The 14,733-nt window shown below is 57.5% G+C and carries 12 protein-coding genes, 1 tRNA gene and 1 pseudogene; 3 read left to right on the forward strand and 11 right to left on the reverse strand.

The features are described from left to right. Nucleotides 1–124: 124 nt before the first annotated feature. The 6 genes and pseudogenes from C3451_RS24345 to rraB all read right to left on the reverse strand — a co-directional run bounded on the left by C3451_RS24345 (nt 125) and on the right by rraB (nt 5,309). Nucleotides 125–934 (reverse strand): hypothetical protein, encoded by an 810-nt coding sequence (locus C3451_RS24345; protein ID WP_240034214.1) that lies wholly within the window; start codon nt 932–934, stop codon nt 125–127. Between the two features lie 301 nt (nt 935–1,235). Next, the gene (locus tag C3451_RS15730; RefSeq protein WP_074143872.1) at nt 1,236–2,912 is read right to left on the reverse strand and encodes an integrase arm-type DNA-binding domain-containing protein; all 1,677 of its coding nucleotides are present in this window, start codon (nt 2,910–2,912) and stop codon (nt 1,236–1,238) included. A gap of 222 nt (nt 2,913–3,134) precedes the next feature. After that, nucleotides 3,135–3,219 (reverse strand) — tRNA-Leu (locus C3451_RS15735). Between the two features lie 105 nt (nt 3,220–3,324). Further along, nucleotides 3,325–4,047, reverse strand: a pseudogene (locus C3451_RS15740) (topoisomerase II). A gap of 30 nt (nt 4,048–4,077) precedes the next feature. Then, complete coding sequence (gene miaE, locus C3451_RS15745; RefSeq protein ID WP_124304344.1) at nt 4,078–4,836, reverse strand: tRNA isopentenyl-2-thiomethyl-A-37 hydroxylase MiaE; 759 nt, start codon at nt 4,834–4,836, stop codon at nt 4,078–4,080. Nucleotides 4,837–4,883: 47 nt separating this feature from the next. Beyond that, nucleotides 4,884–5,309: a ribonuclease E inhibitor RraB gene (gene rraB / locus C3451_RS15750; protein ID WP_023299202.1), complete on the reverse strand. Its 426-nt coding sequence runs from the start codon at nt 5,307–5,309 to the stop codon at nt 4,884–4,886. Nucleotides 5,310–5,408: 99 nt separating this feature from the next. Between rraB and C3451_RS24570 the strand changes: the two genes are divergently transcribed. The 3 genes from C3451_RS24570 to xynR all read left to right on the forward strand — a co-directional run bounded on the left by C3451_RS24570 (nt 5,409) and on the right by xynR (nt 7,690). Next, nucleotides 5,409–5,504 (forward strand): hypothetical protein, encoded by a 96-nt coding sequence (locus tag C3451_RS24570; RefSeq protein ID WP_213083700.1) that lies wholly within the window; start codon nt 5,409–5,411, stop codon nt 5,502–5,504. Continuing rightward, nucleotides 5,474–6,478, forward strand: coding sequence for an ornithine carbamoyltransferase (gene argF / locus C3451_RS15755; RefSeq protein ID WP_032625248.1), 1,005 nt, complete (start codon nt 5,474–5,476; stop codon nt 6,476–6,478). Before C3451_RS24570 ends, argF begins: the two co-directional genes overlap by 31 nt. A gap of 450 nt (nt 6,479–6,928) precedes the next feature. Further along, nucleotides 6,929–7,690, forward strand: coding sequence for a DNA-binding transcriptional repressor XynR (xynR, locus tag C3451_RS15760; RefSeq protein WP_045620978.1), 762 nt, complete (start codon nt 6,929–6,931; stop codon nt 7,688–7,690). Here xynR and C3451_RS15765 read toward each other — a convergent pair. The 5 genes from C3451_RS15765 to C3451_RS15785 form a co-directional block, all read right to left on the reverse strand. Beyond that, complete coding sequence (locus tag C3451_RS15765; RefSeq protein ID WP_045620959.1) at nt 7,675–9,285, reverse strand: glycoside hydrolase family 43 protein; 1,611 nt, start codon at nt 9,283–9,285, stop codon at nt 7,675–7,677. The two genes, xynR and C3451_RS15765, sit on opposite strands and share 16 nt — an antisense overlap. An 11-nt stretch (nt 9,286–9,296) precedes the next feature. Continuing rightward, nucleotides 9,297–10,679: an MFS transporter gene (locus tag C3451_RS15770; RefSeq protein ID WP_045620960.1), complete on the reverse strand. Its 1,383-nt coding sequence runs from the start codon at nt 10,677–10,679 to the stop codon at nt 9,297–9,299. A 226-nt stretch (nt 10,680–10,905) separates the two neighbouring features. Continuing rightward, nucleotides 10,906–12,873, reverse strand: coding sequence for a xylonate dehydratase YagF (gene yagF / locus C3451_RS15775; protein WP_045620961.1), 1,968 nt, complete (start codon nt 12,871–12,873; stop codon nt 10,906–10,908). Nucleotides 12,874–12,887: 14 nt separating this feature from the next. After that, nucleotides 12,888–13,796 carry a 2-keto-3-deoxygluconate aldolase gene (yagE, locus tag C3451_RS15780; protein WP_045620962.1) on the reverse strand — a complete coding sequence of 303 codons (909 nt, stop codon included), beginning with the start codon at nt 13,794–13,796 and terminating at the stop codon, nt 12,888–12,890. Between the two features lie 237 nt (nt 13,797–14,033). Next, the gene (locus C3451_RS15785; protein WP_045620963.1) at nt 14,034–14,486 is read right to left on the reverse strand and encodes a YhcH/YjgK/YiaL family protein; all 453 of its coding nucleotides are present in this window, start codon (nt 14,484–14,486) and stop codon (nt 14,034–14,036) included. Nucleotides 14,487–14,733 lie beyond the last annotated feature (247 nt).

Genomic DNA, 14,733 nt, shown 5'->3' on the forward strand with positions numbered 1-14,733 from the left:
CGCGATCAACAACCTGTTTGACTGCTTCAGTTTTAAACTCTTCGGGATAACGCTTACCGCTCATGGGCACCTCTCTTTAAGCCATCTTAAATGACTCTGAGGTGTCTGTTAAACCCGTGGCGATTCAATCTAACTGAATTTCTGAAATCTCACCTTCGATAAGGACTATCTTGGCCGTTTGATTACTGGATACAGTTGTAGGTTTTGATTTGAGTGTTTTTCGACCTTTAATTAACCAAGAACCACCACCATCTTTTACCCAATCAACAAAAACAGATGCCCAATGAGAACCTTTAAGCTTTAAATTACCATCTGTGTTTTCAAATGTTGTGGTTACAGCGTTTGCATTAGTATCTGCCTCAAGCTTTCGCAAATCGTCAGTTAAGGCCTGCTTGCTACTTCCGAAAATATTCGGAGTAATCAACGTAAAACTAACTTTATCAATAAACTGAAGTCTATGATATTCAGACCAAAAATCTTCCATTTCAAGGCAAGCTTCGATAAATACTCTTAGCCCCAATTGGGCCAAATAGTCGTTGTTGGCAAGATCTTCAAATGCCTTAGCAACTTGATGCGCATCCTTGAATACCGCTGTTTTCTTCTCGACCAATAACACTTGCTCTTCTCTATCCCAGATCCATACGATAGGTGGATAATTGTCTACATCGAATTCGCGAAAATCCTTATCATGTCCTTTAATTTTTTGCTGTTTTGATATGACCCCAGCCATGACACCTTCAGTGGGTTTTATACTCAGCTTCAGGGTGTAGCTGGTTTTCTTATGAACGGATGGTGTTGATGATGTCAGATGTAACTTTTGCGCGCTGAATACTATGGCATTTTCAAAATGCACAATGTCTTTTTGAACAGATCCCTTTGAAAAAAGATCAGGGTCGCGTGGTCTCATTAACACACGTAAGGCGAACAATTGCATAAGAAAACTCCTGTAAATTAATTGATTTTATTATTCCATAAAACCAAGGACCTACAAGAGGTTAAATTTTTTCACTACTGTATAAATACACAGTATCACTGAATGGGATAAAATTCAAACTTTGATTTTCACTCAGTTTTTAGCATTGCCATCACAGTGCAGAGCCGTCTAACTAGGCGATTAATGCCCTAAAAGTATATGGACATCAATACCTTTTGCTTCGTAAATGCTGCTAAAGAACCTTGTTCGTAATGCCACTGGAGCATCATCCCCCCACTTAATCTCTACCTTATCCCGCAACCTACTCCCCCGACTCAACCTCATCCTGCGCCGCCATCAGTACTAACTCTGACTTTGACACCAACAAATCTTTCGGCTTCCCTCCTCTCAACCTGCGATTTGCCGAGCCGAACCAGATTGCTAGCCCCCATGGGGTCTTACGTTCTTTAAACAGCGAGAGAATCAGCCTGACAACCTTGAGGGGCCTCATTTTCTCATCCAGAACATAATCCGGGTACAAATCTTCACCATCGACCTTCAGCGAGAATATCTTCCCAGCGGCTTTCCAGCCTTTCGGGCCAGCATCAGGATCGGCGGAACGAAAGCCCGCTTTTGCGGATAATTCAGACGCCGTCAGCCATTCCGAGTCAGCCAGTATTCTGGCTTTCAGCTCCTCTAGCTGCCGGTCATTGCGCTCCTGGAAACTCATATGGTCGAGTGCGCCTCCCGGCGACTTTTTGAAGCCATACGGTACAACATGCCTGAACCGGTTTGCATCCAGATAATCCGCCCACCACTGCATCATTTCCCGGCGCTCTTCTAGGTGCTGCGCCTTATGGATATACGCGGCACGTACGCGCTTGCGCTCCTGATGGCTCATCTGGCGTTCGACCGCGTCACTTGACCACAGACCCGACTCCACCAGCGCGCTACAGGCCATAGTGCGAAAACCGTGGCCGCAGACGTCTTTCTGGGTGTCGTAGCCCATCACCCGCAGCGCTTTGTTGATGGTGTTTTCACTCATCGGTTTGCGGTAGTTATGATCGCCGGGGAACACCAGTTCAGTTCCCGGTCGGCAATGCTGCCGCACCTCGTGCAGCAGTTCGATGGCCTGACGTGACAATGGGACCAAGTGTGGGGAGTGCATCTTCGCCCCACGCGCTGAATATTTAACGCCGGGGATCGGCTCACGCTCGGCAGGGATGGTCCACATGGCGTTACGCAGGTCAATTTCATCCCAGCGGGCGAAGCGCAGTTCGCTGGAGCGGATAAACAGCAGCAGCGCCAGCTTTACCGCCAGTTGAGTCAGATGACGGCCTTTGTAATCGTCGATTCTTTCCAGGAAATCAGGGATAAGATTCAGATCCAACGCCGGGTGGTGACGAACTTTGGGCGTGGAAACCGCGCCGGTTAAATCTGATGCAGGGTTATGATCGATAATGCCGTTCTGGACGGCATAGCGCATCACGCAGGCAGTGCGCTGCTGAAGCCGGGAAGCAACATCCAGTTTGCCCGCTTTCTCCACCTCCTTGATGGGCACCAGCAGATCTTTGACCTTCATTTTGGTGATGTCACAGCTGCCGTTCGTGGGGAACACATAAAGCTCGAAATAACGCAGCACCCGCTTCTTATGTTCCGCCGACCAGTTCACGTTACTGGTGACCCATTCGCGTGCCACAGACTCAAACGTATGTTCCGGCGTTATCGCAAGGCGTTCTGCTTTTCGGTGTGCACTCGGATCGATGCCGGAAATCAGCAGTAATTGGGCCTCTTCACGCATGCGTCTTGCCTGTGCAAGCGTCAAAAGCGGATAAGGCCCTAAAGCGAGCTTTTTCTCTTTGTTTACAAAGCGGTACTTGATGTACCAGCGTTTTGAACCGTTAGGATTAACCAGCAGGTAAAGTCCATGCGAGTCACTGAGCTTATACGGCTTGCCACAAGGCTTGGCGTGGACTATAGCGCGATCTGTTAGTGCCATTTGGGGGCCTCACTATTATCGAACTACGTCTAAGCCCCCAATTTGGCCCCCAAATCGTGTGGATGTCAATGAATGAAAAATGACCAACACGGAAATACCACAAAACAAATATGGTTATTACCGGAAAATAAATTATCTTTGAATTACAGACGGATATGGACGAATTTGGACGGAAATGGACACAAAAAAAGCCACCCTTAGGTAGCTAATTATTGCATCACTTGGTGCCGAAGGCCGGACTCGAACCGGCACGTATTTCTACGGTTGATTTTGAATCAACTGCGTCTACCGATTTCGCCACTTCGGCACTGAAGGGGATGCGGAAACGTTGTGGATTATACCTGTCGCGCGCCGCCATGCAAGCGACGACGCGCTAAACCTGCGCTAAGTGCCCAAAAAACCAGCGCTACCGTCAGTCCAGCTCAGACACCGCCAGCCGAATCACCCCTGCCGCCTTCTGCTCCGGCAGCGCCAGCACCTTCGCCCACATGTCCTGCACCATATCGCAGGAGAGCTTCTCTTTGCCCGCCGCCTTCTCCGGCATCTGCAGCAGCTGGATGTCCTCGCCGTACTGATCGGCAAGTTGCTTCATAATCGGTCGGACATCCTCGACGGCCGCCTCACGCTCGGCCTGGGTCACGGTGTGGCGGTTTTTGCCGTAGGCCGCGCGCATCATGTCCGCATCGGCCTGCATGCGCCGCGCCATCAGGTCTTTATCCAGCATGCGCATCGGGTTGATGCCGCCCTTCACCATCGGATAGAGGAAGCGGAAGCAGGCGTCGTCGCTCACCTTCTGGATGGCGGCGGTCTGCTCCATGTTGATGGTCATGTAGTTCACCACGTTGGCGTCCGGGGCGTTTTGCAGGCGCGTCATCTGCAGATGCAGGATCTGCGGCTGGATGGTGTCGATAATCTGCTGCTCCGGCTCGCCCGCTTTTTGCAGGGCGGCCATCTGGTCGAGGATGCGCTGATGCAGCGCGGGCTCCTGCTCCTTAATCACCTGCCAGGCGGGCATCGCGTTGAGGGCGTTATCCATCTACCGTTCCGGGGCGCGCTGCCTGTCGAAAAACACCCAGAACGCCACGGCGGCAGCCGCAATGACGATAATCACAATACGGGTCCACTTTTTATTCATCTCGCATCCTTATCCTTGAGTTATGCCGGTTTACACCGGCACGCCGCTGTGGAAGCGAAACTCGTGGTCCGGTGTCGAGATAAGTGTGGCTTCAATTTCGCCAAAAAGCTTTATGCGCGGTGAGATATCGTCGTCGCTCAACTGCTGAGCCAGCGTCAGGTAGTCCTGATAATGGCGCGCTTCCGAGCGCAGCAGCGAGAGATAGAACTTCTGCAGGTCGTCGTCGAGGAACGGGGCCAGCGCGGCGAAGCGTGCGCAGGAGCGGGCTTCGATGTAGGCGCCGCAGATGAGCTTGTCGATCAGCGTCAGCGGTTCGTGGGTGCGCACTTCCTTCAGCATCCCTTTGGCATAGCGGCTGGCGGTGATTTTGACGTAGGGAATGTCGCGGGCCAGCATCGCCTCGCGCACCTGCCAGAAGTGGTGCAGCTCCTCTTTAATCAGCAGCACCATGCTGTCGATGAGCGCCTGGCCCCACGGGTCGTCGGTTTTGGGCATCACGCTTTTGCCAATCTGCTTGTGCAGGGCGATGAAGTCCGGCTCCGGGCCGTCGCGGAAGGTGAACAGTTCGTAGGGCTTGAGCCAGTCGAGCAGCGCATCGGCACCGCTTTCGTCGGCGATGTATTTACGCACGAGTAATAGCGCAGTCTGGGCGGCCTTGAGTTCGCACACCATGTGGTCGGTGAGCAGCAGCGGCAGGTTCGCCGGGTCGCGGGCTTTATCAATCCATGCTTGCGGGGTCGGGCACTGAAGGAAGTTGAGTACGGGGGCGAGTATCTGCGGGTAATCCATGGTTCTGCCTTGAAAAAAGCGGTGGCGCGCGCCACCGCCTGAAACGCTTAGTGACGCACGCCGTCGTCGTCTTCGTCGATGTAATCTTCGTCGTCGCCTTCTTCGCCATCTTCACCGTTCGGATCTTCGAAGTAGGTTCCCCAGCCGTCGTATTCCACTTCAAACTTCTCGGCCAGGTTCATCAGCTGTTCTACCTGCGCGTCGATCAGCTCCGCCTTCAGCGCGCCTTCGCTCAGGATATCGCAGCAGATGACGGTGTCGCCCTCTTCCACTTCCAGCTCTTCCGGCTCGGTCACTTCGTAACCCAGCTTGAAGGCTTCCACGGCCATTTTTTCCAGCGCTTCAAAGTCGTCCGCAGAGAAATGGTGTTCGATGGTGTACAGCGCGTCCGGATCGCTACCGTCTTCCAGCAGTTCTTCAATAATCAGACGCGTCTCTTCGCGTTGCTCTTCCAGTAATTCCGGGTTTGCCATGGGTCAATCCTCTTTAAAGTGCGGCAGATACTTCTATTTTCACACACGGACGGGTTTGCCTCCACCTTTGTTGGAAAGATTTGTGAAACGGGGTTGCAAATGAATAATTACACATATAAAGTGAATTTTAATTCAATAAGTGGCGTTCGCCATGCGAGGATAAAATGTCTGATCTGTACAAGAAACACTTTCTGAAATTGCTCGACTTTACCCCTGCACAGTTCACTTCTCTGCTGACTCTTGCCGCACAGCTCAAAGCCGATAAAAAAAATGGCAAGGAAGTACAAAAGCTTACTGGCAAAAACATCGCGCTCATCTTCGAAAAAGACTCAACCCGTACACGTTGCTCTTTCGAAGTTGCCGCATTTGATCAGGGCGCGCGCGTTACCTGGTTAGGGCCGAGCGGCAGCCAGATTGGGCATAAAGAGTCAATTAAGGATACCGCACGCGTGCTCGGGCGGATGTACGATGGCATTCAGTATCGCGGTCACGGCCAGGAAGTCGTCGAAACGCTGGCGCAGTATGCGGGCGTGCCGGTGTGGAACGGGCTGACCAACGAGTTCCACCCGACGCAGCTGCTGGCGGATCTGCTGACCATGCAGGAGCACCTGCCGGGCAAGGCGTTTAACGAGATGACGCTGGTCTACGCGGGCGACGCGCGCAACAACATGGGCAACTCGATGCTGGAAGCGGCGGCGCTGACCGGGCTGGATCTACGCCTGGTGGCCCCGAAAGCCTGCTGGCCGGAAGAGAGCCTGGTGGCGGAGTGCAGTGCGCTAGCGGAAAAGCACGGCGGGAAAATCACCCTGACGGAAGACGTGGCGGCGGGCGTGAAGGGCGCGGACTTTATCTATACCGACGTGTGGGTGTCGATGGGCGAAGCCAAAGAGAAGTGGGCGGAGCGGATTGCGCTGCTGAGGGGGTATCAGGTGAACGCGCAAATGATGGCGCTGACCGGCAACCCGAACGTGAAGTTCCTGCACTGTCTGCCCGCGTTCCATGACGACCAGACTACGCTCGGCAAGCAGATGGCGAAGGAGTTCGATCTGCACGGCGGGATGGAAGTGACGGACGAGGTGTTTGAGTCGGCGGCGAGTATCGTCTTCGACCAGGCGGAAAACCGGATGCATACGATTAAGGCGGTGATGGTGGCGACGCTTGGGGAGTGATTGACTCCTCTGCGGTCTGGTGCCCTCACCCCGGCCCTCTCCCACGGGGAGAGGGAGAACACCCAGCCCGTAGGCCCGTGCAAGCGCAGCGCCGCCGGGCGAATCAGGCGACGATGCGGCCTGGTGCCCTCACCCCGGCCCTCTCCCACAGGGAGAGGGAGAACACCCAGCCCGTAGGCCCGTGCAAGCGCAGCGCCGCCGGGCGAATCAGGCGACGATGCGGCCTGGTGCCCTCACCCCGGCCCTCTCCCACAGGGAGAGGGAGAAAACACAACCCGTAGGCCCGTGCAAGCGTAGCGCCGCCGGGCGAATCAGGCAACGCTGCGGCCTTATGCCCTCACCCCGGCCCTCTCCCACGGGGAGAGGGAGCAAACCGGCGCCATTTCATTGATTTTTCACCCTGAAAAAGGTACGTTTTCGCCTTCATTCCAGCGTGGACATGCCAGCATTATGCCGATTATTCAGTCTGTTGAACGTGCGTTGCAGATCCTCGACCTGTTCAACGAGCAGGCCACCGAGCTTAAGATCACCGACATCAGCAAACTGATGGGGCTGAGCAAGAGTACCCTCCACTCGCTGCTGAAAACCCTCCAGCTTCACGGCTATATCGATCAGAACCCGGAGAACGGTAAGTATCGCCTCGGCATGAAGCTGGTTGAGCGCGGTCATTTCGTCGTGGGCTCCATCGATATTCGCCAGAAGGCGAAAGGCTGGCTGACGGAGCTGTCCCAGCGGACCGGGCAGACCACCCATCTGGGGATCCTGGACGGTCGTGAAGGGGTCTATATCGAGAAGATTGAAGGCAAGCTGGCCGCCATCGCCTATTCGCGCATCGGCCGCCGCCTGCCGGTTCACGCCACCGCCATCGGCAAGGTGTTGATTGCCTGGCTGGGCGAGGCCGAGCTGAACGCCCTGCTGGAGGGCTATCAATACACCACCTATACCCCTTCCACCCTCGCCTCCCGGGAAGCGTTAATGACTGCCCTGACGCAGACCCGCGAACAAGGCTACGCCCTGGACAGCGAAGAGAACGAGCAGGGCGTGCGCTGCGTGGCGGTGCCGGTGTGGAACCACCAATCCCGCGTGATTGCCGCCCTGAGCCTGTCGACCTTGACCTCGCGCGTGGACGACGCCGAGCTGGCTAATTTCCGCGAGGAGCTTCAGCAGGCCGGGCTCGAGCTCTCACGCGCACTGGGCTATACCGGCTCGTAGGTGAAGTAGTCGAAGTCCGCGTGGCAGCCGTCGCCGCTGATGTCCTCGCAGTGCAGTCCCACAAACGCACCAGTGAAGAAACCGCGCCCGCCGATGTAGTCGTCCGACAATTTCCACGCCTCATAGGTGACCGGCACGGCGTGCCATGTCTCGCCGTCGAACGAGTAGCTGTAGCGGTAGACCAGTTTATCCACGTCCACCCGCAGCCAGACGCTCTCGGCCTGTTCCGGCACCGGAATCGGCTGCTCGTGCAGCGGCCATGACGGCACGTTGTGGTCGAGCTGAATAACCTTAATCGTTCTGCCCTGCCCCTCCTCGTAGTCCACAAAGCAGTAGCTCCAGTTTTTGCTGTTGTAGTAGCAGGTCAGCCCCGCGCTCTGCTGGAAGTGGACCGGCGAGAACTGCATCCGCGTCTCGGCCCGGAAGGTGAAATGCTGCCAGCGGCGCGCCACGGTCGACTGGGTAAAGGTTGAGTTGAGCGAGTCGTTGCCGTAGAGCCGTAAGTAGCCCGGGCGGGCGGTAAGCGAGCCGAGGGTATCGTCGAACGGAATGCGCAGAATCTGCAATTCAGGGTCAAGCGTGCTGTCGTCGAAATCATCCCGCCAGTTACCCTGAGCGGCTGCGGGCTGCTCCGCCACCTGCGGGCCGGGCACGGTCAGCTGCGCGTGCCTGCCGCCTTCCACGTACGGCCAGCCGTCGCGCCATTCAATGCGGGCGATGCCGGTCTCGCGCCCCAGCGGGCAGTAGCCGCGCCCGCCGGAGGCCAGCAGCGGCACGCCGGGCAGGCGCAGCGGGCGGCTGGTGAGGTAGGCCATATACCACTCCCCGGTGTGGGTTTGCAGCAGCGAGCCGTGACCGCTCTTTTGCAGCGGGTTCTCCGGCAGGTGCCAGCTGGTCATCATCGTCACGTCCGGGTGCAGCTCGTACGGCCCGTCGATGGTTTTTGCGCGCAGCACCACGACGGCGTGCTCGTAGCTGGTGCCGCCCTCGGCAACCATCAGGTAGTACCATCCCGCCTGGCGATAAAGATGCGCCCCTTCGGTGTAGCAGAGCGGCGTGCCGGTAAACAGCGTTTTGCGCTCGGGCGAGAGCGTGCCAGTCTGCGAATCAAACTCCTGCATCACGATGGTGTTGTGCGGGTTGCTGTGGTGGCGCGGCCCCCACGGGCGGTAGAGGTAGTATTTGCGGCCATCGTCGTCGTGGAACAGGGAGGGATCGAACCCGCCGTTGCCCATCGGGATCCGCTCGCTCCACGGCCCCTCGATGGACGGCGCGGTGACGAGAAAATTGCGGCCGTTTTTCCACGGCGAGTCGACAATCTTCACGTCGGTGTAGAGCAGCCAGAACCTCCCGTCGGCGTAGCTCAGGCACGGTGCCCAGATGCCGCCGGAGTCCGGGTTGCCCTTCATGTCCAGCATCGACACGCGGTTCAGCGGGGTGCTGACCAGCGACCAGTTTTTCAGATCGCGGGAGTGGTAGATGCGCACGCCCGGGAACCACTCGAAGGTCGAGGTGGCGATGTAGTAGTCCTCGCCCTGACGGCACAGGGACGGGTCCGGGTTGAAGCCGGTGAGTATCGGGTTAGTAATTTCCATGTTGCCTCCGGTTAATGGGATGCGGCTGTCGCAGCGTCGGGAACGGCCTCGCCCTGCGACGCGCAGTGCTTGATCAGCTGCTGGCTGATGGCCTCCACGCGGGCGTCGGTGAGCTTGTAGAACGAAAGCATGATGAACATGCCCGCGTAGAGCACCACCGGCACCACGCAGAACAGAATTTTGATGGTGGTCAGCACCTCGACCGGCTGCACGCTGCTGCTGGCGGAGTAGTTGACGTACGCCAGGATCCAGCCCACCACCGCCCCGCCAATTGCCAGGCCAATCTTCAGGCTGAACAGGTAGGTGGAGAACACCAGCCCGTCGAGGCGGCGACCGCTACGGCTCTCCTCGTAATCCACCACGTCAGAGGCCATCAGCCACTGCAGCGGCGTGGTGGTGTTAAAGACGAACAGGAACAGAATGTTGAGGGCAAAAATCAGCGCGATGTGCTCCGCCGGGGTGACGAAAATCAGCAGGCTAATCAGCGAGTAAGCGACGATGATCCACTTGAAGGCGGTAACGCGGTCGAAGCGGCCCAGCAGGCGGGAGGAGCAGAGCGAGCCGAACATGGTGGCGAGGCTGCCGTAGAGTAAAAACTGGGTCGCCATCTCCGGGTGATCCATCACGTATTTCACGAAGTAGAGCGTCGCCCCGCCGCGCACCACGTTGGAGCAGGTCGCCATCATCTTGAAGGCACACATGATGCGCCACTGGCTGTTGCCCAGCAGCAGCTTAAGGTCTTTCGCCACCGACGAACCCGGCTGCACCTCAAAGGTGTAGCGCTCTTTGGTGGTAAAGAAGCAGACGTAGAGCAGCACCACGCCGCTCAGGCCCAGTACGCACATGGCGCCGAAATAACCCACCTGCTCGTTGCCTTTGCCAATGATGCTGACCAGCGGCAGCGCGATGCCGCTGATGGCGAGCGACCCCGCGGCGGCGAGGAAGAAACGCCAGGACTGCAGGGCGTGACGCTCTTTCGGGTCGGCGGTAATGACGCCCGGCATGGCGCAGTACGGGACGTTAACGAAGGTGTAGACCAGAGTCAGCAGAATATAGGTCACGCAGGCGTAGATGATTTTGCCCTGCGCGGAGAAGTCCGGCGTGTAGAAGGTCAGCATGCAGACGATGCCGAACGGGATGGCGCCCCACAGCAGGAACGGGCGAAACTGGCCATGCCGCGTGCGGGTGCGGTCTACCAGCAGCCCCATCAGCGGGTCGGTCACGGCGTCGAGCACGCGGGAGACTAAAAACAGCGTCCCCATAATGCCCGCGGAGAGGCCGAAGACGTCGGTGTAGAAATAGGCCAGCAGGAACATCGTGGCCTGCCAGACGAAGCCGCAGGCGGTGTCACCCAGCCCGTAGCCAATTTTGTCTTTCATGGTTAATTGCGTCATCAGAATTACACCCTTATGTAGTGTGCTGAATTACAACATCGTGTTAATGGAGTGTAATGAGCTGTTCAATTAACCAGCAATGCTCATATCTTATTTCTGAATTACGTTATTTCGCTTTTGTGACGTCAACGATATATCGCAACTTATTGTTTAAATTAGTAAATTGCAGGCACGTAAAAACCGCCCGCGGACTATTTTCCGCAGACGATTTTCTCTCACAAAATAATTAAATACCGAGCGCTTTTTTACCGGCGTTAATTACCTCAATGATTTTATCGGTGTCATAAATACAGCCTTTCCAGGTGCCGCCGCTCACGGACTGTAATGCCGCCCACAGCCGGGTATCGTCCGGCAAAAAGTCGTGAGCGTGCAGGTCCGGATGCACCTGCCGCCGTGCCAGCTCGCGCGCGCCCTCTTCCGGCGTCAGCGGGTTGTCCGCGGTACCGATAAAGTTTACGCTGCCTGTTAATGTCAGGCGGTCCACCGCAATCTCAATGATGTCGTTATCGCGCAGCTTGCCTATCGGCCCGCCCGCCAGCGCCTCCGGCGACACGTGGCCGAAACAGGCGCCCGTCGACACGCCCGAGAAGCGCGCATCGGTGATTAACGACACCGTTTTGCCCCACGAGATGTGCTTCAGCGCGGAGGTGAGCTGGTAGGTCTCCTCCATGCCGGTGCCGGACGGTCCACCGCCGATCACCACCATGATATCGCCCTGCTCAATCTCTTCCCGCTTGATGGCCCTGATCGCCTGCGCCTCCGAGACAAACACCCGCACCCGGCCGGTGTGGCGGTAAACGCCATCTTCACCGACGACCGACGGGTCGATCGCCGTGGCCTTGATCACCGATCCTTCCGGCGCAATGTTGCCCGTCGGGAAGCAAACCGTCGAGGTCAGCCCTTTCGCTTTTGCTTTCTCCGGCGGCAGGATCACGTCATCCGGCTCCACGCCGTCCTGCTCGCGCAGGCACTGGCGGAAGCGCTTACGGCGCTCCGAGCTCTGCCACCAGTCGAGGTTCTCGCCCACCGTCTGGCCGGTGACGGTCATGGCATCCAGGTGCAGCAAGCCGAGATCGCGCAGGTGGAGCATGACTTCCGGCACGCCGCCCGCGAGGAACGCACGCACGGTCGGGTGATAGTCCGGGCCGTTGGGCAGCACGCTCACCAGGCGCGGCACCCTGCGGTTGACGCGCGTCCAGTGTTCAACGTCCGGGATCGTGCAGCCCGCCGCGTGGGCAATGGCCGGAATGTGCAGCAGTAAATTAGTGGAGCCGCCGAACGCCGCGTGGATCACCATCGCGTTTTCGATGGCTTTATCGGTAAGGATATCGCGCGTGGCGATGCCGCGGTTATCCAGCTCGCTCACCGCCCGCGCTGACTGGCGGGCGATCTCCAGCCACACCGCCTGTCCGGACGGCGCCAGCGCGGAGTGCGGCAACGCCAGACCCAGCGCTTCCGCGACCACCTGCGAGGTGCCCGCCGTGCCGAGGAACTGACACCCGCCGCCCGGCGACGCGCAGGCGCGGCAGCCCAGCTCGGCGGCCTCCTGCAAGGAGAGTTCATGGTTGGCGAAGCGCGCGCCGATGGTCTGCACCTTGCCCGCATCTTCCCCCACGGTCGGCGGCAGCGTCGCTCCGCCTGGCACCAGAATGGTCGGCAGGTCGTGCATCGCGGCCAGCGCAATCATGGTGGCGGGCAGCCCTTTATCGCAGGTTGCCACGCCGATCACCGACCGCCGCGTCGGAAGAGAGCGGATAAGACGACGAAACACGATCGCCGCGTCGTTACGATACGGCAGGGAGTCGAACATGCCGTGCGTGCCCTGCGAGCGCCCGTCACACGGATCGCTGACGAAGGCCGCGAACGGGATCCCCCCGTTGCGTGTGATCTCCTTCGCTGCCGCCTGCATCTGCATGCCGATTTCCCAGTGTCCGGTGTGGTAGCCCAGCGCAACCGGGCGTCCGTCTCCGGCGCGGATGCCGCCCTGAGTACCGATAATCAGCACCTCTTTGCCGGTGAGCTTGTTGGCGTCCCAGCCCATCCCGGCGTTCTGCGTCATGCCGAACAGGTTGCCGCTGGGGGATTCCATCAGCATCTGCGGAGTCAGCGGCAGCGCGCCCTGCGGACCCGCCGCGTGGGTGATCACCGCATAAAACGCGTCGTCCTGTGGGGTGAAAATTTTCTCAATGGTCATCGTTATCGTCCGGCTCAGCAGAGCTTGAGCTGTTGTAGCAGGGTTTTCAGCTGCGCCTTACGCGGCTCGTCCAGCGGCGAGGCTGGTGGCAGGACGTGCGTAGAAATTGGACGACCGCAGAGCACGATCGCCTCTTTAATGACGTTCACAAACGGCGTATCCAGCTGATACATCTGCGGGATTTGCAGCAGGGTCTGATGATACTCAGCCGCTTTCGCCACGTCTTTATCCCGCCAGGCTTTCAGAAGATTTACCGACATCTGCGGAGCAAAGTTACCGCTGGCCGAGATCGCCCCGTCACCGCCGAGCAGCAGGGTATTGAACAGATGATCGTCGTAGCCGCAGAGCACGGTGAAGTGTGGATGGGCCGCTTTAACGGTGTGGATCATGCTGCGCAGGTGGGCGACGGAGTCGATGGTGTCTTTGATGCCGACGATGTTACTGCGCGAGTCGGCGAGGGTTTTCACCAGCGCCGGGGTCAGATCCTGCCCGGTCAGCGCCGGGAAGTTATAGAGCATCACCGGCAGCGTGACGCTGTCGGCCACCTGTTCGAAATAGCGGATCAGGTTCGCTTCCGACACTTTCCAGTAGTAAGGGTTGATCACCACGATGCCGTCCGCGCCCGCCAACTGCGCGTGCTGGCTCAGCTCAATGGTTTCCCGGGCGTTGGTGCCGCCGGTGCCGATCAGGACCGGCACACGACGATCGACATGATCGATAGCAAAGCGGGCAATGGTTTTACGCTCTTCGGCGCTGAGCTGGGAGAACTCGCCGCCGCTGCCCAGGAAGAACAGGCCGTCAACGCCTGCCGCGATCAGATCGTCGATCAGCGCGGCGGTGCCCGGTTTATCGAGCTGGCCATCGGCGGTAAAAATGGTGGAGACAGGGGGAATGATACCCGTGAACAACGCGGACTGCGGCATGTGATCTCCTTGCTGAATCATTTTGTTCTACATTATAGAACAGTGTTCATTAATTTAACGATCATACTATGACGGAGAAAAAGCACAGGTAAATGGGAGATGAGGAGGGAGTGCGGGAAGTTTAAGCTGGATCACATAATGTCCGCTAACCCCTCACCCCGGCCCTCTCCCCAAAGGGGCGAGGGTGGTAAAGTCCCCTCTCCCCTTTGGGGAGAGGGTTAGGGTGAGGGGTAAGGGTTACTCCACCAGCATCTTAACAACCACTTTCCTGACCTTAGCAGGTGCACCCACCGCGCACAGCGGCTTATGCACTTCGCCCGGGTAAAACACCACGAAATCCCCTTCGCTCAGCACCACGGTTTTCTCCTGCTCGCCTTCCGGCAGGAACGCGATGTCTTTGTCCGCCAGCCAGTCGGTGTCCGGCGTGCCGTGCGGCAGGGTGCTGAAGGTCATCCCTTCCTGCCCCTTCAGCACAATCTGAATATCCAGGTAGCGTGCATGGTATTCAGCGCGACGCTCAGCGAACGGCTGGGTCATCTCCTCCGATACCAGATAAAACAGGCTGTTGCCGCTGATGTCGTGCTTGCCGGTCGGCGTCGCGTCGGTGACGTGGGCCTTGACGTGCTCAATGGCCTGGCGCAGCTCTTCTGGTAGCCAGGACTGGAGATGATGAATATTGCCAATAATCATGATACAACCCTCAAATTAAAACATTGTTTCATTTTTATCTTTTATACGAGAATCGCCTCTCCCATACCAGCCCTTTTTAGACAAGATTTGCGCCAGCGCATGTTTATCGGAAAATGTGTTAATTCACTGTTAATTACATAAAGGCATTTATGCAGTCGTTATGCATAACCTCATTTCAAAAGCTTTACGCAACTTATCTAACTCGCTGAATTTAAAACGTAACTCACAAAACCTGTTGTTGCATCAC

Source organism: Enterobacter sp. 301B (genome assembly GCF_003850715.1).
Lineage (GTDB): Bacteria > Pseudomonadota > Gammaproteobacteria > Enterobacterales > Enterobacteriaceae > Enterobacter > Enterobacter intestinihominis.